Origin of the sequence: Pseudarcicella hirudinis (genome assembly GCF_900115665.1) — a bacterium.
GTDB classification, from domain to species: domain Bacteria; phylum Bacteroidota; class Bacteroidia; order Cytophagales; family Spirosomataceae; genus Pseudarcicella; species Pseudarcicella hirudinis.
In genome coordinates, this window is sequence record NZ_FOXH01000010.1 from 105,565 (window position 1) to 131,746 (window position 26,182).

General features: G+C 37.6%; 20 protein-coding genes and 3 tRNA genes. 12 read left to right on the forward strand and 11 right to left on the reverse strand.

Annotation, left to right across the window (positions count from 1 at the left end; genetic code table 11):
* Positions 1 to 84: 84 nt before the first annotated feature.
* On the reverse strand, positions 85 to 555 hold the full coding sequence (locus tag BM179_RS16685) for an Lrp/AsnC family transcriptional regulator (RefSeq protein WP_092018297.1): 471 nt from the start codon (positions 553 to 555) through the stop codon (positions 85 to 87).
* 603 nt (positions 556 to 1,158) lie between these two features.
* Here BM179_RS16685 and BM179_RS16690 point away from each other — a divergent pair.
* Positions 1,159 to 1,231, forward strand: a tRNA-Gly gene (locus BM179_RS16690).
* A 65-nt stretch (positions 1,232 to 1,296) separates the two neighbouring features.
* Positions 1,297 to 1,385 (forward strand) — tRNA-Leu (locus BM179_RS16695).
* A 173-nt stretch (positions 1,386 to 1,558) separates the two neighbouring features.
* On the opposite strand, the gene BM179_RS16700 is transcribed toward BM179_RS16695, so the two are convergent.
* Genes BM179_RS16700 through BM179_RS16710 form a run of 3 tightly spaced genes read right to left on the reverse strand, consistent with a single transcriptional unit; the run spans position 1,559 to position 4,759 of the window.
* On the reverse strand, positions 1,559 to 1,948 hold the full coding sequence (locus tag BM179_RS16700; protein ID WP_092018298.1) for a DoxX family membrane protein: 390 nt from the start codon (positions 1,946 to 1,948) through the stop codon (positions 1,559 to 1,561).
* 1 nt (position 1,949) lies between these two features.
* Positions 1,950 to 2,375: a hypothetical protein gene (locus tag BM179_RS16705; protein ID WP_092018299.1), complete on the reverse strand. Its 426-nt coding sequence runs from the start codon at positions 2,373 to 2,375 to the stop codon at positions 1,950 to 1,952.
* Between the two features lie 20 nt (positions 2,376 to 2,395).
* The gene (locus BM179_RS16710; RefSeq protein ID WP_092018300.1) at positions 2,396 to 4,759 is read right to left on the reverse strand and encodes a TonB-dependent receptor; all 2,364 of its coding nucleotides are present in this window, start codon (positions 4,757 to 4,759) and stop codon (positions 2,396 to 2,398) included.
* Positions 4,760 to 4,901: 142 nt separating this feature from the next.
* Here BM179_RS16710 and BM179_RS16715 point away from each other — a divergent pair, with 142 nt between their 5' ends.
* Positions 4,902 to 5,906 carry a helix-turn-helix domain-containing protein gene (locus BM179_RS16715; RefSeq protein WP_092018301.1) on the forward strand — a complete coding sequence of 335 codons (1,005 nt, stop codon included), beginning with the start codon at positions 4,902 to 4,904 and terminating at the stop codon, positions 5,904 to 5,906.
* A 62-nt stretch (positions 5,907 to 5,968) separates the two neighbouring features.
* Here the strand turns inward: BM179_RS16715 and BM179_RS16720 are convergent, their stop codons facing one another.
* From BM179_RS16720 to BM179_RS16740, 5 genes are all read right to left on the reverse strand, one after another.
* On the reverse strand, positions 5,969 to 7,579 hold the full coding sequence (locus tag BM179_RS16720; protein WP_092018302.1) for a RagB/SusD family nutrient uptake outer membrane protein: 1,611 nt from the start codon (positions 7,577 to 7,579) through the stop codon (positions 5,969 to 5,971).
* A 134-nt stretch (positions 7,580 to 7,713) separates the two neighbouring features.
* Positions 7,714 to 11,136, reverse strand: coding sequence for a SusC/RagA family TonB-linked outer membrane protein (locus BM179_RS16725; protein ID WP_229632966.1), 3,423 nt, complete (start codon positions 11,134 to 11,136; stop codon positions 7,714 to 7,716).
* Between the two features lie 180 nt (positions 11,137 to 11,316).
* Positions 11,317 to 12,336, reverse strand: a complete 1,020-nt coding sequence (locus BM179_RS16730; RefSeq protein ID WP_092018303.1) for a FecR family protein — start codon at positions 12,334 to 12,336, stop codon at positions 11,317 to 11,319.
* An 81-nt stretch (positions 12,337 to 12,417) separates the two neighbouring features.
* Complete coding sequence (locus tag BM179_RS16735) at positions 12,418 to 12,999, reverse strand: RNA polymerase sigma factor (RefSeq protein ID WP_092018304.1); 582 nt, start codon at positions 12,997 to 12,999, stop codon at positions 12,418 to 12,420.
* 566 nt (positions 13,000 to 13,565) lie between these two features.
* Positions 13,566 to 13,778 carry a hypothetical protein gene (locus tag BM179_RS16740; protein ID WP_092018305.1) on the reverse strand — a complete coding sequence of 71 codons (213 nt, stop codon included), beginning with the start codon at positions 13,776 to 13,778 and terminating at the stop codon, positions 13,566 to 13,568.
* Positions 13,779 to 13,993: 215 nt separating this feature from the next.
* On the opposite strand from BM179_RS16740, the gene BM179_RS16745 reads away from it, so the two are divergent.
* The 8 genes from BM179_RS16745 to BM179_RS16780 all read left to right on the forward strand — a co-directional run bounded on the left by BM179_RS16745 (position 13,994) and on the right by BM179_RS16780 (position 20,828).
* Positions 13,994 to 15,424, forward strand: coding sequence for a BatD family protein (locus BM179_RS16745; protein ID WP_092018306.1), 1,431 nt, complete (start codon positions 13,994 to 13,996; stop codon positions 15,422 to 15,424).
* Between the two features lie 82 nt (positions 15,425 to 15,506).
* Positions 15,507 to 16,592, forward strand: a complete 1,086-nt coding sequence (gene aroC, locus BM179_RS16750) for a chorismate synthase (RefSeq protein WP_092018307.1) — start codon at positions 15,507 to 15,509, stop codon at positions 16,590 to 16,592.
* A gap of 222 nt (positions 16,593 to 16,814) precedes the next feature.
* A complete protein-coding gene (locus BM179_RS16755; protein WP_092018308.1) occupies positions 16,815 to 17,573 on the forward strand; it encodes a methyltransferase domain-containing protein in 759 nt (252 codons plus the stop codon).
* Positions 17,560 to 18,000 carry a nucleoside deaminase gene (locus tag BM179_RS16760; protein WP_092018309.1) on the forward strand — a complete coding sequence of 147 codons (441 nt, stop codon included), beginning with the start codon at positions 17,560 to 17,562 and terminating at the stop codon, positions 17,998 to 18,000. The genes BM179_RS16755 and BM179_RS16760 overlap by 14 nt, the downstream gene beginning before the upstream one ends.
* A gap of 162 nt (positions 18,001 to 18,162) precedes the next feature.
* On the forward strand, positions 18,163 to 18,774 hold the full coding sequence (locus BM179_RS16765; protein WP_092018310.1) for a superoxide dismutase: 612 nt from the start codon (positions 18,163 to 18,165) through the stop codon (positions 18,772 to 18,774).
* Positions 18,775 to 18,880: 106 nt separating this feature from the next.
* Positions 18,881 to 18,956: transfer RNA gene (locus BM179_RS16770), tRNA-His, on the forward strand.
* Positions 18,957 to 19,032: 76 nt separating this feature from the next.
* Entirely contained in the window at positions 19,033 to 19,737 is a 705-nt protein-coding gene (locus BM179_RS16775) for a carotenoid biosynthesis protein (RefSeq protein ID WP_092018311.1), read from the forward strand.
* A gap of 209 nt (positions 19,738 to 19,946) precedes the next feature.
* Complete coding sequence (locus BM179_RS16780; RefSeq protein WP_092018312.1) at positions 19,947 to 20,828, forward strand: MerR family transcriptional regulator; 882 nt, start codon at positions 19,947 to 19,949, stop codon at positions 20,826 to 20,828.
* A 37-nt stretch (positions 20,829 to 20,865) separates the two neighbouring features.
* Here the strand turns inward: BM179_RS16780 and BM179_RS16785 are convergent, their stop codons facing one another.
* A complete protein-coding gene (locus BM179_RS16785; RefSeq protein WP_092018313.1) occupies positions 20,866 to 21,933 on the reverse strand; it encodes a mannose-1-phosphate guanylyltransferase in 1,068 nt (355 codons plus the stop codon).
* Positions 21,934 to 21,953: 20 nt separating this feature from the next.
* Positions 21,954 to 22,985 carry a DUF3089 domain-containing protein gene (locus BM179_RS16790; RefSeq protein ID WP_092018314.1) on the reverse strand — a complete coding sequence of 344 codons (1,032 nt, stop codon included), beginning with the start codon at positions 22,983 to 22,985 and terminating at the stop codon, positions 21,954 to 21,956.
* Between the two features lie 223 nt (positions 22,986 to 23,208).
* Between BM179_RS16790 and BM179_RS16795 the strand changes: the two genes are divergently transcribed.
* A complete protein-coding gene (locus BM179_RS16795; protein ID WP_092018315.1) occupies positions 23,209 to 26,166 on the forward strand; it encodes a TonB-dependent receptor in 2,958 nt (985 codons plus the stop codon).
* Positions 26,167 to 26,182: the final 16 nt, after the last annotated feature.

Genomic DNA, 26,182 nt, shown 5'->3' on the forward strand with positions numbered 1-26,182 from the left:
AACGAATTTGATTTGGGAAATAAAAAAGGCGATATTTTACAAAATATCGCCTTTTTTATGGCTGATTCATTTAAGCGTCAACGATCAAGGTATAGGTAAGACCTTACTTTCTTTGAAAGTAGATAAAATCACCATTGTCTGGGTTCCTGCAACCTCTTCAATTTCATTGATTTTTTCCAACATCAGTTTCTGGTAAGAAGAAATATCTTTTGCAATGATTTTAAGTAAAAAATCACCGGAACCTGTTACGTGATGGCATTCAATGACTTCAGGAATCGTATTGATTTGTGATACAAATGATTCCGTAACTTGTTTTTTATGTCCGGTCAGCGAAACGGTTACAAAAGTGGTAACTCCTAATCCTACTTTATCTCGGTTTAGTTGTGCGTGATAACTTTGAATTATGCCAGAGGTTTCAAGTTTTTTAACTCTTTCAAGAGTCGGTGCAGGAGATAATCCGATCTCTTTAGACAATTGAGCATTGGTGATTTTTGCATTTTGTTGCAAAATTTCCAACACTTTATGGTCAATCTGGTCCAATTTGTTGATACTCATTTTATTTGGTATTTTGATTGAAATACAAAGCTACATACTTTCTTCCTTTTTTCTAAAAAATATTGCTAATATACTGATTAGTAAAATATTATTTTTATTAATCGGTAATTTAATCGTAAAAAAGCTATAAAATTTTGGAATTACCAGAATAGAATGCTTTTTCTTAAAACGAAATATTATTCTGCCTTACAGACTAACTTTTGCTTTTTTTGTTCAGATACCAAATCTTTTGTTTTCTTCCTTTTTAAAAAATGAGCTAAAATACCTAAAATCATTGCAGGAAAGTGCATGAATCTGAGTCCTTTTCCTGATAATCAGCATAAGTGGAATCCTGTTGTCCTGCTGATTTTTTCGTTATTATTGATAAAATCTGAAGAAAGCAGCAATGAACATTATTTATTTGATGGCGAACAAAACGGATAAAATGGACTGCCAAATAACATTTTTTAAATTTTTTTCAAAAAAATACAAAAGCTCAAAAAACTGAGAATCAATTATTTTGCCTGATAGGAAGGCCTTCAGGAAGTGATTTTGGGAATTTTTTTTACGGGCATATTTGCAAAAGTGAATGAAACCACCTAATTTTGCACTCACAATCAACAAGCGAAAATAGCTCAGCTGGTAGAGCGCAACCTTGCCAAGGTTGAGGTCGCGGGTTCGAACCCCGTTTTTCGCTCAGCTTATAAGCACCGATTTGGTGCTTTTTAAGTTTAGTAGGCCAAAGGGAAGTCTTTTGCTGAAGCCGAAGTGGTGGAACTGGTAGACACGCAGGACTTAAAATCCTGTGAGCCGAAACGCTCGTATGGGTTCGATTCCCATCTTCGGTACCATCGCTAAAAGGGTTACACATTCAATGTGTAACCCTTTTTTTATTGGCAATGAGCTATATCAAATAGCTCTGTCCACTCCATAACGCTTTTTTAAAAGAATTGGAATAGATCCCAAAATGCCCCAGTGTATCAACGAATCAGAGGCATTTTAATAAAATCTATAAGAATACACGTTAGAATTCTCTGAGAAAAATCTTTTGCAAGACTTGATAATTCATTCTTATAAGGAATAAGAGTAAGAGAAGAATAGTGGTATCAAATATAATATAGCCTGTTTGATGAGATAGAAATACATGACAGGCAATCAGATTGAGAACCATTGGGATGAGCATGATTACCGCTAAAAGATAGGTTTTTTTGAAAATAAGTAACAAACCGGACAGAAGCTGGCAAAAACCTATAAAGTAGATGTAACCGCTTTCTGCAAGTAAGTTATAAAATACAACAAACGAATTGTTCACTTCATTAACTGGTACAGGGTGGTGCCAGATTAATTTTTCTGCGCCATGCCATACAAATAATAAAGACAGTAATAGCCTGATTACATAAATAATAGTATTCATACTACGAAATGTTTGTTTGCTGGTTATTATTTTTCAGCCATTTAAAAGCTATCCATAAATTTACAGCACTTAAAATCAGCATCAGTGAAAGCATTAGGATAGGAGCATAATTGGGAGACTTACTTTCCACTTCATTATAATCCATTATTAAAACATATATACTCAAAAATAAAAGTAATGCGCTCAGGATAAGGTTGATCATTCTAACCCATTTCTGATCACTGATTATCATTAAGATGATTATGGTAATGGGAACCGAGAAAAACATCACAGTATTCATAGAAACCTGAGCAACTGTCATCCTTTCCGGATTAGGTGCAATGATGCTTTTCCCGAGAAACAGAGGCAAAAACTCTGTGATGATATTCACAATTATGCCTGTCATATAAGTAAGCCAAAGTGCGATTGTTTTTTGCTGGTAATTCATCTTGTTTTGAGATAAGATTATTAAAAATTTACTCTTCCGCTGATACCAAAGGTTTGAGGAGTACCCAGCATAACGAATGTTCCGTTTTGTGCATAGCCGAAGGCTAAATACTTTTCTTTAAAAGTGTTACGGATCCAGGCTGTCAGTTCAAATTTTGAAAAAGAGAGTCCGGCTTTAAAATTGACTAAGCTGTAAGGGGATTGCCGGATAGCGTTTTTAAGGTCAAAATAGATTTCACCAATGCTGTTCCATTCCGCTCTTAGCTGATAACGAACCTTATTTGTTTTTGTAAAGGCAGCCTGATATTGAGCAGCTAAGACTGATGTATATTGAGGAGTAAGAAATACCTTATTTCCATTAAAGTCCTTCATAGTTGTTCCTTCCGGAAGCGGTAACTTTTCATATCTTGCATGATTATAGCCTACATTGTATTCAAGTTGAAGGCCTTTTACAGGAATGTAGGCTGCTTCGATTTCTGCTCCGTAATTTTTAGCTTCTCCTGTATTCATTGTAGCTTGCTGATTACCTGATCCCGGAAGAAAGCCGGTAGTTTGCATATCAAACCAGTGTATATAAAAAAGGGCCGCATTAATTCTTAATTGGTTATTTAAAGCAGTAGTTTTTACGCCAAATTTATAATTATTACTTTTCTCAGAACCATAACTGATATAATTCGGATTAGTTGTTTGTTCATTGAACCCTCCGGCTCTGAATCCCCGGCTATATGACAGATAAGTCTTTATATTGTCCTTCAGTTGCCAGCCTATATTAAGTTTAGGAGAAAAAGCATTATATCCTGCTTTTCGGGTGCTGTCTTTTAGCAGAACCCGGTCAGGAAATCCATCTTTTTTGAATAATTGACTATTTGTAAATTCTTTGCTTTCATCGTCATAACGAAGGCCCGCTGTTACTTCAAGTAAGTCAGTAATCCTGTAGGTTGTTTGTCCGAATACCGACCAGATGTTGAAATTACTCTTGGAAGTAAGTATTATACGATAGGGAGCATAAGGGTCTGCTGAAACAGCATCTTTTCCAATACCGTAGTCGTATAATGCCGGGCTTTTTTCAGATACATATAAGGCACCGCCGGTCCATTTCCATTTCGACGGGCTTCCGGGCAGGCTATTGACTCTTATTTCCTGTGTAAAACTGTTCTGATAATTGTAATCAGGTAATTCCAAATAAGTAAAAGAAGTAAAATCGTACGGAGAAAAATCTCCATCCATTAATCCGGTACTAACAAAACGGCTTTTTTGAAAGGAAGAAATACTTTTTACCGCAATATTTCTACCCGTATAACCAATTTTAAGTGAGGGTTGCACACTTGACTGATTTACCCATGTATTCAGGTTCTGATTAGTAGTATAGGGATTTGAAAATGCAATTGCAGTATTAGCTGCATAAGGATATGCTCCCCGGTTTTTATTCTGGTATGTATTTAGATTCAGGTTAAAATCCCAGGTGGCAGAAGGTTTGTATAATAAAGTGGCTGAAGTGCCGTATCCGGTGTAATGGTCAAATGTCGAGTTATCGAAAAGATTGGTGATATAACCTTCTCTGTCATGGTAAAAACCTGAAAGTTTAAGGAATAGTTTGTCTTTTATCAATGGGCCGTTTATTGCCATACTGTAGCGTTGCATGCCATAATTCCCTGAACTGATTTCTGCGAAGCCATTCCAGTGATTTGCAGGAGTTTTGCTGTAAATATTTATTACTCCGCCAATCGCATTTCTGCCGTATAAGGTACCCTGAGGTCCGCGGAGTACTTCTATTCTGTCAACATCATTAATGACAGAATAGGCATTTTGCAAACTGGTTTGCGGGATATCATCTACAAACATAGCTACCCCCATCGTGGTACTGTTTGCTCCCACACCTCGGATAGTGATGTAAGGACGCTCATCACCGATGTTAGAAACAAACAGATTGGGAACCAGTGCGGTAATGTCTTTTACCGACCATATCCGGTATGCGTTGATTTTTTTTGCAGTAATTGCTGAAATGGCTAACGGCAGATTTTGCAGGTTATTTTGCTGCTTTTCGGCAGTAACGGTCACAGTCTGCAATTCAGTAGTGTTATCAGAGCATTTGATTTTTATCGCTGTGGTTTCATTGGAAACTACCTTAATCTTATGTTTTTGCGTTTCAAGCCCTATAGCAGAAATCACTAATGTGTATTCTCCCTGAGCAAGACCTGAAAATTCAAAACGCCCGTCTGTATTCGTTTTTGTCCCTTTATTATTCTCTTCAATTCTAACACTTGCATGTGCCGAAGGACTTCCGTCTTCTCTGAAAATATACCCCTGTATATTCCCTGGATTCTGAGCCAAAACAGGAATAGATGGCAGTAAAATAAATAATAGTATGATAATCTGTCTGAGCATTTTTATGGGGATTAAAATAAAAGAAGTTGTTGTTATTTGGAATTATTCCAAATAGTTTAAATTTGCCTGCAAATCTAAACTACTGCCACCTGATACTGAGAACCCAAAACGGATTAAAGCGTACGTGAAACGGATAAAAATCATGAAACAACAAATTCATACGGAAGACTTTCAGCAGCTTATTATTGAAAATGCTTATCCTGAGCGTTTCTATAGCGAAGAGGGTATAACAGAACGGATTATTGTGATCAATGAGAGTTTTGGAAAGAGCAGCCTGAAGGAAATATTTTTTGATGGGGTATATATAAGTGTCGGAGCCCTGAACATATTTAAACCTACTATTTTACATACAAAGGCTGATTTTGAGACAGTAGCTATGCACTTTTGTATTGAGGGGAGCTCTCATAGCCGTTTACAGGGAAGTTCAAAAAACTTTACCACTTTTGGAGCAAACCAGCACAATCTTGTTTATATGCCTTATTATGAAGGGAAATTAGAATTACCCGAATATGCAGACATGAAAATGCTGGAAATTAATCTGACGCTTGAATTTTTTCAAAGAATAGCTTCGGAGGAATTTCCGGTCTTTAAATCCTTTTTTGAAAACATCCGCAGTAAAAGTCATGGTATATTGGGTAAACACAATCGGACAATTACACCTAGGATGCAATGGCTCATAAAAGAAATAGTTGAATGTAAACAAAAAGGATATTTAAAGAGGCTGTTTTTAGAAGCAAAAATACTTGAGTTATTTATGCTTCAGGTCGAAATGTTTGAAGAGCCTCAGTTGCAAAAGCAGGCATTTATAAAGAAGAAAGACGTAGATAAAATCGTTCATGCGCAACATATCATTCTTGCAAATATTAATACCCCTTACTCATTACTTGAGCTTTCAAGACAGGTAGGAATTAACGACTTTAAATTAAAGCGTGGTTTCAAAGAAGTATTCGGAAATACTGTTTTCGGATATATTCATCAGATACGGATGGAGAGGGCTAAGGAGAAATTGTTACAGGGAGAAATGAATATCTCGGAGGTGGCAGATTATACCGGATATAAAAACCGTACACATTTCAGTGCTGCTTTTAAAAAGACTTTCGGGTTTTCTCCGACTGGATTAATTAACTGTAAAGGAGGGATTTCCTGAAAATAAAAAAACCGATTCAGGAGAAATCTCCTAAACCGGTTTGAATTAACCCAAACAAAAGATTACCAGCCCGGCGTCTGCTTATAAGCGCCGTTGCTTCTTGAAATTTCGTCCGGGCTTATAGGCCAGGCCATATGTTTGTTAGGATCGAAGTTTCTCGCAGGCCATACTTTCTGAATAGTATATGGAGAATTAGGATCTGTCTTATTCGTATGAATTCTTCCTGTTAACGGTGCATTGATTTTAGCAAAATCACCCCAACGTTTTAAGTCTGCAAGTCTGTCTGTCCATTCGCAAGCAAGTTCAGTACGTCTTTCATGTTTCAGATCAGACATTGTAGGGTTTGCAATTGGCTGTAAACCTACTCTTGCTCTTACTTCATTCAATGGCGCAGCTGCTTCTGAGCTTTTGCCCTGCTGTAAAAGAGCTTCTGCTTTGAATAAAAGAATTTCAGCATAACGCATTAGAGGCAGGCTAAGTTTAGTAGTAGGATAATCACCGTTTTGATTAATCATCATGTTACTTCCTGCATTCTCGTTTGAGCCGTAGCTGTATGGCTCCATGTATTTGTTAATCTGGAAACCAGAAAGGCTGTTGGTCGAGAAATAGCTTCTTTCTTTACCGAAATAAGTAAATTTATCTCCAAACTTCAGAATAGTCACTTCACGTCTCGGATCATTCGCTTCGTACTCATCATAAAGCTCCTCTGTTGGCTGGAAATATCCCCAGCCATTATAAATACCCCATCCTTTGTTTTCAAGAACAACACCCATAAATTCTGATCCGCCCTGAACATCAGAAGTTACAGACCAAAGGTATTCCGAACTCCAGTTATTTTCTATTTTGAAAACAGCCTGATAATTGGCTTTTCCATTGGCTTTTCCTGAAATCAAAGCTCTTTTACCTTCAGTCTTGATTCTATCGCATAAAGCCGGAATCAAAGCCCATTTCGACTGATCGTATTGTGCCCAGTAAGCATATACTTTAACCATATATCCCCATGCAGCAGCCTTGTGAGCTCTTCCCTGATTTTCGGAAGAATATGTTTCGAAGAAAGGTAAAAGATCAGCAGCTTTTGTAAGATCACTGATAATCTGAGCATAGTTATCTGTTACAGAAGGAAGTTGCGGAGGAATTCTGCTGCCAAATTCAGCATTTTCTACACCATCATATGGAACTCCCTGGTTTTTATGTCCCCAAAGATAGGCTAACCAGAAGTGAGAGAATGCTCTCATGAAATAAGCTTCGCCTAATGAACGGTTTCTTACGGCGTCACTGATATTTGTTGCACCTTTTACACCTGCAATAGCCTGATTGGCTTTATTCATCATCCAGTACAAATCATTCCAGCCATCTGTCATATAACCCTCACGTCCTGAAGGAATGAAATTTTTGATGTTTTCTCCGTCCGCTTTTGAACGGCCCACGATTAAGTCATCGCTTGCATTCTGCATCCAGAAAAGGTTTCGTCCCCAGGTTGATTCATTACGCATAGGAACGTAAATGGCAGCAATTCCTTTTTTAACATCGTCCTCACTTTTCCAGAAATATGCTGTGGTCGGCTCTCCGTTTGGTTTGGTATCAACCCAATCTTTCTGACAAGAACCCATTGTGACGCCCAGGCAGATCAAAAAAGCGGTACGTCGTGTCAATGATTTTATATATTGTTTCATAAAAGTAAATCGTTAATAATTTTCGGTAAATGGCAGAATGAATTTGCAGAACCTTTATTTAAATTATTACGGAAAGTTTCAGTAACAAATTCATTCATGTGCCAATTATGCTTTAACTGTTTGTTGAAAAAGACCTAGAATTTAAGTTTTAATCCCAAAGAATAAACTCTTGAAACAGGGAACTGTCCTCCGTCAAGACCAATACCGCCTACTTCCGGATCCATTCCGCTGTACTTGGTGAAAGTCAATAAGTTGTCTCCGCTGAAATAGATTCTCAAACTTGAATTCCAAACCATTTTCGGGAAAGTATAACCGATGATTAAGCTTTTAAGTCTCAGATAGTTTCCGCTTTCAAGATACCAGTCTGAAGGAGTCTGGAAGTTTTTATTTGCATCACTTGCCGAAATACGGGGAATATTTGAACCTGTATTGGTTGGTGACCAGGCATCGAGGATTTTATCCCAACGGTTGTAACCCTGTTCTGAGGCATTTAAAGTAGATTCTTTGAAAGCATTGAATATTTTAACGCCACCTACGCCCTGAAGGAATAAGCTAAGATCAAAGTTGTTCCAGTTTACATTCGTTGTAAATCCGAACGTCATAGTCGGGAAAGCGCTGCCCATATATACTCTGTCCGCATCATCAATTTTACCATCGCCATTCTGATCCACAAATTTCAGATCACCTGCTTTAGCATTCGGCTGAATTTTTTTACCTTCTTTGGCATAAGCATTAGCCTCAGCATCTGACTGGAAAATACCATCAGATTTAATTAACCAATAAGAATAATATGGCTGACCAACTGTTGAACGGAATGGAGCTAATGTACCTCTCCAGGCGTCAGAGTGTTGCCAGAAAGAGTTGACATTGTCATCAATATATTCAACGTTGTTTTTCAAAGTGGCAATGTTTCCGCCGATTTCGTAACTAAGCTTACCGATTTTGTCTCTCCAGGTTGCTGCAAGTTCAAAACCTGTATTTCTGATTTTTCCCTGATTAATCAATGGAGCACCATATCCGTAAGTTTTTGTCCATTGAGTATCCTGTGACTTAATCAGGTCAAATGTAAGTTTGTCGAAGTAATCAGCTGTGATTGAAAGTCTTTCTTTAAAGAAGGCCATGTCAACACCGATATCAGTTTGCTGAGAAGTTTCCCATGAAAGGCTCGGGTTGTTTCTGCTGCCTACATATAAAGCGCTTGACAGAGGAGCACCGTTTCCTACCTGATAAGTATAGTCTGAAGAAAGTTTAGGATAACCATAATACAATCCTACAGATGCAATGTTTCCTATTTGTCCCCAGCTCGCACGGAATTTCAAAAGATCTACACCTTGTACATGAAAGAAAGGTTCTGAGCTAAGTTTCCAGGCTGCTGTAACTGCCGGGAATCCTTTTCCGCGGAAACCATCAGCTAGTCTTCCTGCAATGTCATAACGGTAGCTACCTGTAACAAAATAACGGTTTGCCCAGCTATATGATAATCTGCTTACATAAGAAAGGTTTCTGTCTGTCCAGTCATAATCGCTTGGTCTGATTTGGTCAAAAATAGTAGCATTTACAAAAAACTGCGCCCAATCCTGTTCGTTTTGTAAGCCTCTTGCTGCTGTAGTAAACCCTTTAGCACTATTTTCCTGAGCAGTTACAGAAAGCATTGCTCCGATGCTGTGTTTATTGAAGGATTGAGCGTAATTGGCTGTATTTTCCCAGATCCAGTTATAGCCTTTATCGGTACGATATGATAATGTATTCTGGTTGTTCGGTTTTCCGGGTTCTGTTCTTGAAGGTTCGAAATTTTTGTAGAAAGCACTTGTCTGACGATAAGAAAATCTGGTAAGGAAGCTTAAACCGGGAATGATGTTGGAGAAAGATAATTCCGAAACAGACTGAAGGTCATTACTTTTATCATTCGGATTGTTACGAAGTAAAGTAGCAACCGGGTTAATCGCATCACCGTGAATACCAAGATATGGAGAATCTCTCGGTCCTACACCCCCGAAACTTCCGTCAGGATAATAAACTGTAGCCGCTCTCGGCATATAAATTGCTGAAAGAATTGTTCCGCTATAACCACTCTCTGTTGATGTTCCTACAGCTCCATGATTATTCCAGAACAATTCCTGACGGAACTTTAGTCTGTCTGTGAATTTATAGCTTGTGTTAAAACGCAATGAAATATTTTCACTATAGGTATTAAGAAGAGTACCTTCATTTCTTTCATAACGTCCCTGAAAAAGTGTTGAAAACTTTTCTGTTCCGGCGTTAATGGAAATATTATGTCTCTGTACAATACCTGTTCTGAAAATTGCGCCAATCCAGTCAGTACGTGTAATCTGGTCATTCGGGTTTTTGGTAGCATCCCATCCATCTAAAGGAGCCTGTCCTGCATTGGCAGCAGCTAAGTTTGCTACCATTGCCTCATCCTTCGCAGTTAATGACTGCGGTGTTTTCCAGGCACTTTTAACACCTGTAAATCCTGAATATTCTACTGTAGGCTTACCTTGAGTTGCTTGTCTTGTCGTAATCAGAATTACCCCTGCTGACCCTGAAAATGCACCATAAATTGCAGCAGAAGCCGCATCTTTTAATACAGTAATAGATTCAACATCTGCCGGATTATAAGGAGCATTTGGTACACCATCCACTACATAAAGAACACTTTCACTTCCTCTTGAACCCGTACCTCTGATTGTAATATTAGGGGTTTTATCCGGGTGACCTCCATTATTGATTGCCGTAACACCTGCTACCTTACCCTGAATCATACTGCCAACATCCAACACCGGACGTTCCTTGATTTTATCCATATCCGGAACAGAAGAAACTGCTGCTGAAAGGTCCTTTTTCTTAGATGTTCCGTATCCTACCACAATTACTTCATCCAAAGACTTCGAATCCGTTTTCAAAACAATATTGATAACAGATTGCTTCCCGATAACAACTTCCTGTGTAATAAACCCTACAAAACTGAAAATCAATCTTGCGCCGGTATTCTCCGCTGTGATGGCATAATGTCCGTTTACGTCTGTTGTTGTACCTTTAGTTGTTCCCTTCAGTAAAACACTTACGCCCGGAATTGCATTATTGTTTTCATCAAGAACAGTACCTTTTACAGTAACTGCTGCCGTGATGTCAGAATTTGACGATTCCTCAAAAGAAACGCCATCATCGCTGGAAGATTCATAAGCAGTTTTTTTGATAGCAGATAAGAGGATCTTTTCATTAATTGCACGATACTCAATCTGTAAAGGAGACAATAATCGATTTAAAACTCTGCTTAGCTTCTCGCTTTGAGCATTAAGAGAAACTTTCTCCTGTAAACTCAATCGGCTGTCACTGTAAACAAATTTAATTCCGGTTTGCATATGAATCTCCTGCAAAGCTTTTTTCAGGCTTACATGCTCTATATGCAAGGTGATTTCTTTGTTCAATACTTCCTGAGCATTGACAACTCTGGCATGAGTCATGCTGACAGCAAACAAGCAAAGTATAAGTTGGAAGGCACTTATCCGCATGATTTTTAGTCGGTTACGATAGTAGTGTTTGGTAAAATTCTTCATAATTTGAGTTAGATAATGATTTTTTCTGGACAAAAAGAATCCATCATCACAAGTGTTTGTGATAGATTAAATTGGGTTTCGTTAAAGTTTGAGCGTTTGTTTACACTGGATTTTGAGGGTTTATGGATAATGACAGTAAGAGTTCATTTTGATTGAGGGTGAGTTTAAGTTAATGATTTATCAGTTACAGCCAGGCCCCGAAAGTTCTACCTGATTATTTTCCAGACTGTAGGAAAGATTGGTAGTTTCTGAAATAATGTCTAAAATCAATAATAAATTCTCCTGATCGAAATCTGCAGTAATTCTGCAGTTTGCAATCTGGGCATTGATAAGTGTGATTTTTGTATCAAATTTCTCTTCAAGCTGTTTGATTACATCTTCCAGACGTGAATTGTCGAAGCTGATTGTAACTGGTTGATAAAGTGTCTGTTTATTTTCTTTAATAATATTTTTGTTGACTGTTAAAAGAGTAGTCTGTGGATTATAGGCAACAGACTGACCGGCCGTTAAGATTGCGGAGGATTTATTCACACTTTCTTCCATCACTTTCACAGAAACCTTTCCGGTAACTACAGAAACCTCAACAGGAGAATTTTTAGTCCTGGACTTCACAGTAAAACTTGTTCCAAGTACCGCAATCTGAATTTTATCTGTCTGGATGATAAACGGATGCTGACGGTCTTTGGCGATTTCAAAAAAACCTTCCCCACGGAAGATGATTTTTCGTTGTTTTCCTGAAAAACGTACCGGAAAACGAACTTCTGTATTCGGATGGAGCCAAACCGCACTTCCATCAGAAAAATTATGTCTTACAATCTTATTTTGAGTATTGGTGAATACTTTCCAGTTGTCTGAGATTTCTGCTACAGCAGATTCCTGACTGAATACTTTTTCTCTTTTCTGCCAGAGAACACCCAATACTCCCAGAATAATTAATACTGAAGCAGCAATCATTCCTGTTCTTAACCAGGAAGGCCTGAATGAAATGACTTTCCCGGAACCCGGTAATTCGATGTGTTGGTTAATATTTTCCCAGGTTTCAACCTGAAATGTGTCTTTTTGCTGAGGGGATAACTTTGACCAGCTATCTTCATCGCCCGGAAGGGATTCATACCAAAGCTCAACCTTTTCCTTTTCTTCAGGGTTAAGGCTGTTTTCTAAGTAACGCTTAAGCAAGTCCGGGTCAATGTTTTTTTGCATTATAAATAAGGGTGTGTTTCGTGAGTCTGACTGTAAGTCGCATGTCAGCGATAAATACCCTTACTCGATTTCAAAAAAAAATTAAGAAATTGTATAAAACCCTAATACGGCGAGTAATGCGTAGTCTTTGAGGTGAAGGCGAAGCAGGCGAAGAGCCTTGGTAATATGTTGTTCAACGGTTTTTTCGGCAATCTGGAGTTTGCCGGCAATCTCTTTATTTGTATGCCCCATTCTGCTCAATAAAAATACCTCGCGGCATTTTTCCGGCAGTTTAGACAATGCGTGCTGATAATCGTTATTAAGTGTTTCGTAAGCTAAGGTTTCTTCTGTGCAGTTCGTAGAATCAATTTCCTGAAGCAGCAGTTTTTCCTGTAATAATTGTTTTCTGAACTGATTGATAATCTGATTTTTAACTATTCCGAAGAGGTAATTCCTAAGATTGGTTTGCAGTTGAATTTTAGGATAATTTTGCCAGAAACTTATAAAAAGATCCTGAATGGCTTCCTGGGCCATAAAATGATTTCTCAGTTTTTCGTTTGCTTTATTATATAGCATTGGCAAATAACGAAGATAAATTTCCTCAAACGCGTTCACGTCGTCATGATCCTGCAATAAAGCCAGCAAGGTTTCGTCGTCGAAATGTTTAAGTAAATTATTTTTCATTTGGAATAAAATAATAGAAAATGATTTTTTCTCACCAAAATATCAATGATTCAATAGTCAAAAGGGCTTTAGAGAAAGTCTGATAATTTCAGTAATAAAATGCCTACTATTCTTTTCTGTGGAATGCTAAGCCGAAATTTACATTGAATAAAAGGACTTTTGCAAGGACTGTTATTCGATTTTAAGAAAACTTAATAATGTGGAATGCATCTGTCAGAGAATTAAATATAGATTTTCAGGAAGCAGTTTGACGGTAATTGCCTGAAAACTACTGAAATTGGATGCGATTCTCAGTGTTTGCCAAAATAACCTGTTGAAACGCAGGTTAAATGTGAATAATATCCTGATTTATGGAAATGATAGGAGTAGGGAGGAAATATCAATGTTCAAATTAGTATAAAATTCTGTAAATCTGTATTTGAAAAAGGATTAAACTTTTATTTTTAAAGATGATAAAGAAAGATATTCAGCTTCATGGGATAGTATGTTCGGAAAAAGTCAGTAAAACTGAATACTGTTTAAAAACACAAAGAGGTAGAAATTACGCTACCTCTTTGTGTTTTGGCTTATGAAAAACCGATTTTTGCCCGGAACCTGTTAAAACACCGATGGAGAATTTGGCGATAAATCATACCAAATTGCTCATAACACCAATCTCTTAATTGTTTAATTTCTTCAATAACGAGGCTCTTTACAGCTTTTTTTAACTCTTTTTCAAACAATTTTGCATCAAAACTTACTTTGCTTAAAATCATTTTTACATATTCGATGGTAGTCATGGTAGTCCTAAGATTTTTGAGCTGGTTAACAATCAAATAGTATTAAGAAGTAATTTTTATAATGTTTAAAACGTATTTATCAGAAAGCTTTATCGGTTTTCAATGGAATAAACACTTTAAATTTCCAGAAATCACTCAAACCGATTATACTAATTTCTAAACATAAATAATCTATTTGCTAACCCTCTATATAAAACTATTATTTTTGTATAACGATGTGTTTGCGACAAAATTATATAATTATTTTAATATTTTTTTGTTTCCTGTTGAGTTTTTTTGCAAAAGCTCAGGAGACAGAAATTTCTGTACTTATTGGGGAACGAAATATTGGAGTGAATGAACCTTTGGCAGTGAGCGTAACAATACGCAAGACCGGAGAGGTTGAAACCCCGGTTGCCAAATTCCCGGAAATTCCGAATTTTTTGAAAAGAGGAACTTCCACTTCCCGTGCTACATCATATGCAAATGGCCAGAAAATTATCACTTATACAATCACCCAAAATTACCAGGCTATAAAGGAAGGGAGCTTTAAGGTTAATCCGATCAAAATTACAGTCAATGGGACGGAGGTAAAATCAGAAATGGCAAATGTCATTGTTTCTCCTGAAAAAGATAACAAGTCAGCGTCAAATGATGACTTTGCTGATTTTATAGATGCCAGTAATTTCAAAGATTTTGAGGAAGTCAAAGAAGATGCGTTTCTGGCACTTACTACCACAAAATCCAAACCTTTCGTAGGAGAGGGTTTTACGGTAACACTCGCATTTTATGTGGCTGAAAGCAATGGGGCAGAAATGCAGTTTAAGAATAATGAAATCCAGATTCCTGAAATCATAAAAAGAATAAAGCCCAACAACTGCTGGGAGGAAAGTCATGGATTGACAGAAGAAAAAATCAGCAAGGTTACGATAAATGACAAAAAATACACAGAATATATGTTTTATCGGGCCACATTCTATGCGCTTAATAATCAGAAAGTTATATTTCCAGCTGCTGCCCTCAATCTGGTAAAGTTCAAAACTGTCAAAAACGGAGAAAAATTACCTGAAATAATCAGATTTGTTTCCCGACAGGTTATTGTGGAACCGAAAGAATTACCTGCTCACCCTCTGAGACAGGAAATTTCGGTAGGAACATTCTATCTTAAAGAAAATACCAATAAAGTAAAGATGTCTACCGGAAAGGCTTTTCAATACCGAATGACTATTGCCGGAGATGGAAATATCTCTACTATAAAAATCCCTGAGATAAAGAATGACAGTCTTTTTGACTTTTATCCACCGGAGTCTGAGTCGGTTGTAACACCTCAGAACGGAAAAATTATTGGCAATAAAACCTTCACTTTTCAGATTATTCCGAAACAAGCTGGTAGTTTTGCATTATCAAAGTACTTCAGATGGATTTATTTTAATCCGGTCAGCTCGAAGTATGATACTCTGAAATCAAGCCTTGTGATTCAGGTTTCGGGAAAGAAGATACAGACTGTTGAAGCTCCGGTAACTGCCGGGTCGGTTTATGATGGACTGGATAAGGTGGATACTTCAAAGCAACAAACTGATTATTCAAAAATATTGAAAGATGAAGCTAATGTCCTGATAATATTTATGTTATTAGGCATGACTTATATTTTTTGGAGAAGAAAATAGGTGAAAAATGGTTTAGAGAATGTTTTAAAATCATTTTCTGAGTCATTTTGGTATATAAGTAAATTTGAATCTAAATTTCCAAATGAGCAGTTCATACGGTAAAATATTTAAAATCAGTACTTTCGGAGAGTCCCATGGTGCTGCTGTGGGAGTAATTATTGATGGTTGTCCTGCCGGAATTGACTTTGACCAGGAGTTTATCCAAAGCGAATTGGATCGTCGTAAACCCGGGCAGTCACGTATCACCACACAAAGAAAGGAAGCAGATGAGTTTCAGGTTCTTTCAGGGGTATTTGAAGGTAAAACGCAGGGAACACCCATTGCCATGATGGTTTGGAACGGGGATCAGCGGTCGAAGGATTATTCTCATATTTCTGAACAGTTCAGGCCATCTCATGCTGATTATACATATCAGGTTAAATACGGAACACGTGATTATCGAGGAGGAGGAAGAAGTTCTGCCCGCGAAACTGTAGCAAGGGTTGCTGCCGGAGCTTTGGCAAAACTTGTACTCAGACAGATTAATGTGGAGATTCACGCTTATGTTTCGCAAGTCGGAAAGTTAAAATTAGATAAACCGTATCAGGGCCTAGATTTGTCAAAAGCCGAAGAAAATGCGGTAAGATGCCCTGATCCGGAAATTGCACAGAAAATGTTCGATTTGATTGACGAGACCCGTAAAAAAGGAGACTCAATCGGTGGAGTAGTAAATTGTGTTATTACAGGAACGCCTGCGGGATTGGGAGAGCCTGTTTTTGACAAACTTCATGCAGAATTAGGAAAAGCCATGTTAAGCATCAATGCGGTAAAGGGCTTTGAATATGGCAGCGGGTTTGAGGGAGTCGAAATGTATGGCTCAGAACATAACGACCTTTTTTATGATGAAAATGGAGTAGTTAAAACCCATACAAATTATTCCGGAGGTATTCAGGGAGGGATTTCCAACGGAGCTGACATTTATTTCCGTGTAGCATTTAAGCCGGTGGCAACTATTATGCAGGATCAGGAAAGCCTGGATCAGAATGGTAATGTTGTAACGGTATCAGGGAAAGGACGTCATGATCCATGTGTTGTGCCAAGAGCCGTACCAATTGTAGAGGGTATGGCAGCTTTGGTATTGGTTGATGCTTTATTAAGACAGCGGGCTTCCGGCCGTTTACTCATTTAGCAGGTTGGCCGAGGTAAGAAAACGCTTGATGAAATAATAATACTTGTTGATAATCAGTTAAGAACCTAGATTAAATTTAATCTCCGGAGTAATGTATTTCTCCGGTTTTATTAAACAATATCTCTGTACAAAGATTTATGAAGTCCTTTGGGTTTAAAGAGTCATAAAGAGAGTTTTTGGAATAATAGAGAACTGTTGAAAGATTAATTTAAAAGGTATCGAATGATTGAGATAAAACTATCCGCAGAGAAGATAATTTCTTTTTTTGCTGACATCGAGCTGACACCCATTGAAAAAGGCTATCTGGAATCCCATGCCATCAGATATAGCCACATTATCCAAACCATAGATCCTTTGATCAAAAAGATTATTGAGACTAAGAATAAGGTAAACATCCTTGATATCGGACCTCATTATCTGACAGGAATACTTAAAAGATTTTATGGCGAAAAGGTTGAGATTAATACCCTGGGCTGGCCGATTGACAAAAAAATAGTGCCTTCTGAAATGATTCATACTCATTTCAATTTTGACCTGAATTGTTGTCAGCACAAGGAGAAATGGATTAGTTCTGACAAACATGACCTGGTAATTATGGCTGAGGTGATAGAACATTTGCATACAGCACCTTCTATTGTACTGGATTTTGTGTCAACTTTTATTAATCCGGGAGGATTTCTTTATCTGGGTACACCCAATGCAGTGTCTTTGAAAAAAAGAATGATTATGCTGATGGGGCAAAATCCTTATGAAAAAATCCGTGAAAACTGTATCAATCCGGGACATTTCAGAGAATACACTATTCAGGAGATCAAAGAATATTGCAGAGAGGTGAATTTATCTATCTATGATTATGAAATTGTAAATTATACTCCTGCAATGGGAGTAAAAGGTAAAATTGTACGTTTTTTGGGAAGAAAATATAATAACTTTAATGAAATGCTGAGTATTATAGCTCAGAAAACCAATGTTCTTTTCTGATGAATATTTTATGGGAATAGCGCTTCGGCAAGCCGAAATGGCATTTGAAGAAGGTGAAATTCCCGTAGGAGCTGTCGTTGTATGTCAGGAGAGAATTATCGCAAAAGCTTACAATCAGACAGAAAGATTAAACGACGTTACGGCACATGCGGAAATGCTGGCATTAACTGCCGCCACTCAATATCTTGGCGCAAAATATTTAAAGGATTGCACTTTGTATGTTACGCTTGAACCCTGTCTCATGTGCGCAGGGGCAATTTATTGGTCACAATTGGGGAGACTGGTTTTTGCTGCCTCAGATGATAAGAGAGGATTCGAAAACGTAAAACAAACAGTGCTTCATCCTAAAACGATCCTGATAAAAGGAGTTCTTCAGCATGAATCAGAGGAACTTTTACGTAATTTTTTTAAGAAATTAAGAACCTAAAAAGATATTCAGTCGTTACAGTGGCAAGAGGACTCTGAATAAACCGATTGAACTGAGAGGAGAGATTTTGATTATGACGGGCAAAATTTTAATTTTGTCAGTATATATTTTTGGTTTAGTCTATTTCAGAGCAATAACCTTATAACTTAATATAACTTAAATATGACATTTGTATTAGATCCGCTTCCATACGCAAATAATGCGTTAGAACCTCATTTCGATGCCTTGACAATGGAAATTCACCATGACCGTCATCATAATGCATACGTAACTAATCTTAATGCTGCCGTTACCGGTACAGAATTGGAAGGTAAGTCACTGGAAGATTTATTGGCAAATATCAGTAAATTGGCTCCTGCTGTTCGTAATAACGGAGGAGGTCATTTTAACCATACTTTCTTCTGGAATATTTTGTCTCCAAATGGAGGAGGAGCACCGGTAGGTTCACTTGCTGAGGCAATCACTGCAAAATTTGGTTCATTTGACGATTTTAAAGCTGAATTTAAAAAAGCAGGTATTGGTCGTTTCGGTTCTGGCTGGGCCTGGTTAGTAGCTCAGAAAGATGGCTCAATTGCGATTTCATCCACCCCAAATCAAGACAATCCGTTGATGGATGTTGCTGAGGTGAAAGGTACACCAATTATTGGTCTTGATGTATGGGAACATGCGTATTATCTGAAGTTTCAGAACAAGCGCCCTGATTATATTGATGCATTCTGGAATGTATTAAACTGGGAAGCTGCTGAAGCACGTTATAAAGCCGCTAAGGCTTAGATAGTTAGAACGAACAATTATCAAAACCTCATTTTTTTTGATAAAATTTCATTCAAATTCTTGTATTTTGATAATTGTTCGTTAATTTTGCATTCCCAAAACACACGGAGATTGTAGCTCAGCTGGTTAGAGCATCGGTTTGTGGTTCCGAGGGTCGTGGGTTCGAACCCCATCATTCTCCCAGAGCCTTGTCATTATGACAAGGCTTTTTTTTATAATAATGAATAACCATTTTCGGGTAAGAATAATGATGTTTCTATGCAGCCAAATCATCTCCATGATATTTTGACCCTACGATACAGGAAAGTTATTTTCGTTATTTTACCATTAATGTATATTGCAGGGGTTATTGGTCTTCAGATACCCTTTACCCAGGAGCTTTTCAAATCTCTTTCCCCATTTAACCTTTGGATTTCTCTGGCACTTTTGCTTCTTTTTCAGGAAGAATACAATAGAAAATTTATTGTTTTTAGCCTTATCGTTTTCAGCACCGGCTTTTTTGTGGAAGTTTTAGGAGTAAAAACCGGGGTGATTTTCGGGGAATATGTTTACGGGAAGACCCTGGGATTTAAAATATTTGATGTTCCGCTTACAATTGGAGCCAATTGGCTTACCTTAATTTATTGTACCGGAATATGCTCTGATAAAATAACTGCCTTTCTAAGCAAGCATGTTCATACAGGGTTTTCGGCAAATATGTTTGCATCAGTATCAGGAGCCTTTCTAATGACTGCACTGGATGTTTTAATTGAACCTGTTGCCGTAAGACTTGATTTCTGGCATTGGAAAGATGGAATAATACCTGTGCAGAATTACATCGCCTGGTTTGTGATTAGTTTTATCCTCCATGTGTATTTTAATAAATCCCGGTTTTCTAAGACAAACGCTTTAGCTCTGAGATTACTGCTTTTAGAGGTTTTGTTTTTCAGCGCACATACTTTAGCATTCGCTTTGTTGTCCTGATGCATTGATATTCAGGAAATTGGATATAATTTTAAACTTTTTTAAAAAAGAAAAGTTCTGTTAATATTCATATCTTAAGGACCGATGACAGAAAACAATGGAGGCCACATTATTTGAGAAAAAACAACCTGCCAGCGTAAAATAATTTCTATTCAGATAAATCTTAGGAAGAAGGTTACATATTTCAGCAAGACAAGATAGACCACAAGATGAGTATTTATTCCATAAAAGATTTAGAGCAACTTTCAGGTATTAAAGCTCATACACTAAGAATTTGGGAGCAGCGATATGATATTCTGCGGCCTAACCGTACAGATACCAATATTCGTACTTATGATGACGGGGATCTGAAATTGGTATTGAATATTGCTTTATTGAAGGAACACGGATATAAAATCTCCGAAATTTCAAAAATGACACCTGAGACAATGAGTAAGGAAGTCGTGAAAATTTCTGACCAGCAACTCAGTTATCCTGATCAGATTCATGCGCTGACATTGTCGATGCTTGACTTAGATGAAGAGAGGTTTGAGAAAATTATTAATACAAATACAATTCAGTATGGGTTTGAAACGATGATGATTAACATCATTTATCCATTCTTAAGCCGTATTGGTACCTTATGGGTAACAGGATCGATCGGACCTGCGCAGGAACATTTTATCTCCAATCTTGTCAGACAAAAAATAATTGTTGCTATAGACGGACAGCTTGCTACTTTAAAACCCGGAGCGAAGAAATTTTTACTTTGTTTACCTGAAGGAGAATTACATGAATTGAGTTTACTTTTTGGTAATTATATCATTCGGGCCAGGCAGAATAAGGTAATTTACCTTGGTCAGAGTTTACCTTTTTCTGAATTGCTTTTCGCTTATAAAGTCCATAAACCGGATTATATATTCTCAGTAATAACATCTGTTCCGGGGCCGGATGAGGTACAGAGTTATGTTTATGAATTGTCTAATGCTTTTCCGGAAGCGAAGATACTATTGAGTGGATATCAGGTGGTTGGACAGGATATTGATTGTCCTGAAAACGTAAGGATTCTGATTCAGATGAAAGAATTAGGAGGGATTGTAGCAGGGAACTAAAAAGCGGCCGGATTTCAATCCGGCCGCTTTTTAGTTCTTAAATAAAATGATCGCCTCTTTCCTGAGCGTCAGTTACAAAATTCTTGACTTTTTGCTCCTGATCTTTCTGACAGATCATTAAAACATTATCATATTCTGCTACAATATATCCATCCAAACCCTGTACCACGACTAATCTTTCCTGAGGTGTTTTGATAATGCTGTTTTTTACATCATACAGCATCACATGGCCGTCTGTTACATTCTCGCTTTCGTCCTTATTGGAAACCTCATATAGTGATTTCCAGGTTCCCAGGTCAGACCATCCAAAATCACTTAATACCACAAAAACATTCTGTGCTTTTTCCATGATACCATTGTCAATAGAAATGCTCTTGCAAATGTGGTATGCCTTGCTGATAAAATCTGATTCCTGATCTGTGAAATAAAAAGGCTCTCCGTCGTCAAAAATCTCAGCCATCTTAGGAAGATATAAATCAAATGCTTTTTTAATGGCTCTTACATTCCATACAAAAATTCCGGCATTCCATACGTATTCACCGCTTTCCAGAAAAGCTTTTGCCAGCTCAAGATGAGGTTTTTCTGTAAATGTTTTTACTTTTTTAACCTCATTATCGTCCTGAATGTATTGAATATAGCCATAGCCGGTGTCCGGACGGCTTGGCTGAATACCTAACGTTACCAATACATCTTCATTCATTGCTTCATTGATGGCAATGTTTATCCTGCGTTCAAATTCTCTTTCCTGAAGAATAATATGATCAGAAGGAGCAACAATGATATTGGCATTAGGATTCTTTTTGGCAATTTTATAGCTGGCATAAGCAACACAGGGTGCAGTGTTTCTGCGGATGGGCTCAGCAAGAATTTGTTCGTCAGACAGAAACGGGAGCTGTTGTTTAATCAGATTTACGTAATCTGCACTGGTAACGATGTAAATATTTTCTTTGGGACAAATACCATCAAACCGGGCAGCCGTTTGCTGAAGCAGGGATTTGCCTGTTCCCAGCACATCATGGAATTGTTTAGGATTATTTGTCCGACTAAAAGGCCAGAATCTTGTTCCTACACCTCCAGCCATAATAACTACAAAGTTGTTGTTCATTGTAAAGTGTTGAAAAGTAATTAATGTGCTTCTTTTAAAAAGTTATCTATTCTAAGGGCAGCGTTTTCACGAATGCTCATGTAGAAGAAATTAATATCAGCTTTATGCCATACTTTGGTTTTAAGCAAAAACCTTCCTTTGATATAAGGCTGACTGATCCAAAGCATCCCCTGATGGTTCTGTGCATCGGTTAATTCGGGAATCATTCTGAATCTCAAACCTACTCCACCTTTGTTTAATTCTTTAGGTGCATAATTTTCATCAAGACTCCAGGTCAGTGGATTGGTACTTACAGAGGATCTTAAGCCATTTTCGTACCAGGATGGATAATAGTCTCTGGTAAAAGTGTTCCAAGATACGAAACAACCTACTTCTTTTGCAGATTTACAAGGTTTAATATTTGTAAAACTATTATAAGAAGTAGAAATTCCTATCAGATAAGCGGCAACTAACTGCGTTTGTAAGGGTTTTTCGTCAAAAAATTCTTTGATCAGCCGGGTAGCGTGGACTGTTCCCTGGCTGTGAGATGCAATAATGACAGGCCTTCCATGATTATAGTTTCTTAAATAATATTCAAAAGCTGACTTTACATCTTCATAGGCGAGATTCAGTGCATTGTCTCTATCCTGATGATTTTTCGTAAAAAAAGCAAAATAATGTGCTTGCCGGTATCTTGGCGCATAAATTTTGCAGGAACCATTAAAGACTGATGCCTGATTCAGAATCGTAGAATAATCTACATTTTGATTCATTTCAGCATTATTGACATCTGCGTTCCAGATATATTGATCTTTGGGCTCACCGGTAAATATAGTAGGGTGAACAAAGAAAACATCTGCTAAAGCTGTTGCCTGTTCATTTTTCAGATTAGAATTAACAGGAATGCTGTCTGCCGGATCGACTTTTGAAGGTAAAGACGCCCAGTTTTCCTCTCTGCTGTAGTCAGGCCTGGGTGGTACTGAGGTATGATTGAAATCCTCTTTGATTATCGTAAGATTCTTTTTACAACTGACTAAAGAAATTGTAATGAGTAAGATAATGAGATTTTTCATATGTATATATTGTCATTACAGGATTTGGATAAGTAGAAATTACTATAAAATATTAACTTGAAACTTTAAATATTCGATTTTATGGAAAATAATCGGCAAGCATAACATTATATAATAATTTTTGGAAAATTTTGTAACATGTTTATTTTTTTTAACCGAATAATTTGCATCTTTATGGCGTAAAGCTAGGTAATACAACTGTTAATACAATAAAAATCAGATTATGAAATCAAATTTTACAATTTTGCGGTTTAGCACAATAACCGTATTAATCCTGCTGATAGGAATAACTTCATTTGCACAAACTAAGATTTCAGGAAAGGTATCAGATGCTTCAACCAAGGAATCTCTTGTAGGTGTAAGTATCTCTGTAAAAGGAAAAGTGGTTGGAACGATTACTGATCAGAAAGGTAATTTTTCTTTAACAACTGTTACACCTGTACCTTTTAAAATCGGAGTGACGATTGTCGGGTATGCCCCCCAGGAATTTACCATAACAGATAGTAAATCTGATTTAAATATTCAGATGGTAGAACAATCTGTGATGGGCCAGGAAGTGGTTGTTTCGGCCTCCAGAGTGGAGGAAAACATTATGAAATCGGCTGCGTCAATTGAAAAAATGGATATTCGTGCTATCAGAGAAACCCCGTCCGTAAACTTTTATGATGCGCTAGCTAATATAAAAGGTGTGGAAATGAGTACACAATCGCTCACCTTTAAGTCGGTTAATACACGTGGATTTAATTCGAATGGTAACGTGCGGATGGTGCAGTTAATGGATGGAATGGATAATCAGGCTCCGGGCTTAAATTTCTCGGTGGGTAATATCGTAGGAATGTCTGAACTTGATGTAGAAAGTGTTGAATTAATTCCGGGAGCTGCTTCGGCTTTATATGGCCCAAATGCCATTAACGGGATTCTTCTGATGAATTCTAAAAGTCCGTTTCTTTATCAGGGCTTAAGTGCTTCGGTAAAAACAGGAATTATGAATGAAAGTAACAGAAGTACTGCTACTACTAACTTCAATGATATTTCAGTACGTTATGCCAAAGCATTTAATAACAAATTCGCTTTTAAAGTTAATTTTTCTTATTTGGGAGCGAAAGACTGGGAAGCAACAGATTACAGAGACGGATATAACCTGAGTAATTCACTTTTTGCTAATCCGAACAGAGCTACCAACCCGAATCAGGGATATGACGGTGTGAATACCTATGGAGATGAAACCGCTTCAGATTTACCAATTGGTGCCGGCGGATCGAATGTCAGGGTTTCAAGAACAGGATATTATGAAAAAGACCTGGTTGATTACAATACCAGAAGTTTGAAATTCAATGCCAGTTTACATTACAGACTTACAGAAAAAGTAGAAGCCATTATTCAGGGTAATTATGGAAACGGTACCAGCGTTTATACAGGACAGGATCGTTACAGTCTTAAGAATTTTGACCTGGGACAGTATAAAATCGAATTGAAAGGAGATAATTTCTTCTTACGTGCTTATACCACTCAGGAGCGTTCAGGAGATTCTTATGCTGCAGGTACTTTAGGCCAGCTGGTGAATGAAGCGTATAATCCAAGTGTAATCCGTAATGCTTCAGGAGCAGTAATAGGTGGCTGGTTTGCAGAGTATGCTACAGCTTTTGCAGGTGGGGTTCCAGGTGTAACAGGAGGTAACCCTGCAGCAGCCAGAGCCTTTGCCGACAGAAACAGACTGGTTCCGGGAACACAGCAGTTTGATGATGCAGTAAATGCTATTAAAAAGAAACCAATTCCAAACGGAGCCGGATTTAATGACAAGACCAATCTTTACCACTATGAAGGAATGTACAATTTCAAAAACAGTGTAAAGTTTGCTGAAATCATTGTCGGAGGTAACTACAGAGTTTATTCATTAAACTCAGAAGGAACTCTTTTTGCAGATAAAGACGGAAGAAGTATCAGTATTAAAGAATGGGGTGCTTACGGACAAATTTCAAAATCTTTCTTCTCTGATGTTTTGAAATTGAGTGCATCAGCAAGATATGATAAAAATGAGAATTTCGATGGTCAGTTTACACCAAGGGTTTCGGCAGTAATTTCTCCAAATCCTGAGCAAAACTTCCGTGTTTCTTACCAGACTGGTTTCCGTATTCCTACAACACAAAACCAATACATCGATCTGAAAACTCCTCAGGCTTATCTGATCGGAGGTTTACCTGAATTTACCAACAGATTTAACAGTGCTACTAACCCTGCATTTACCAGAAATACTTTCTTATCTGCAGTAGCTGATATTACAGCTCAGGTAACAGCTTTGGGTACTCAGTTAGGTAATAGCTTAGCACAGGAATTTGGTGCTAATCCTGGTGCTTTCTTCCAGAAATATGGTATTACACCAACTTCTGATCCGGCGGCTATTCAGGCAGCGATTAAAAACCTTGCTACTCAGCAGGCAACGGCTCAGACGCCTCAGATTGCGGCAGGTGTGTTAGCTTCAGGAAAGTATCAGCCTTATCAGCAAAAAACTTTCAAGCCTGAAAAAGTAAGAACAATAGAACTTGGATACAAAGGCCTGCTTACTCCTAAATTATTCCTTGATGCTTATTATTACCACAATACTTACAAGGATTTTACTTATCAGGAGATTGTTTTACAATCAACCAGTGGTTCTCCGCTTGGTTTGCTGAATACCGGAACACGTCAGGTTTATGCATTCCCTGCTACCAGTGAAGGAGAAACTACTTCGGAAGGCTGGGGTATTGGTTTAGACTACAGACTGGATAAAGGTTATAATGTTGGATTCAATGTTTCTAAAAACTCTCTTAACGGATTTGATAATAATATCTTAAATTCAGGAGGCCGTGCTGAATTTAATACACCAAACTATCGCTTGAATGCAAGTCTTGGAAATAGAAATATCGGTGGCTCTGGATTTGGATTTAACGTTACCTGGAGATATCAGGAAGGATTTGTATGGCAGTCAGGTTTTACTGCGGCATGGAGTGCAACGGATACAAACATCCCGTCATTTAATACTTTAGATGCTCAGATTTCAAAGAAACTGACAGGAATTAAATCTATCCTGAAAATCGGCGGAACAAATATTCTTGGTAAATCTTACACTACTTCATTTGGAAACCCTTCTGTAGGATCAATGTTTTACGTAGGTCTTACTTTCGATGAATTATTGAATAAGTAACAGATTACAATATCTG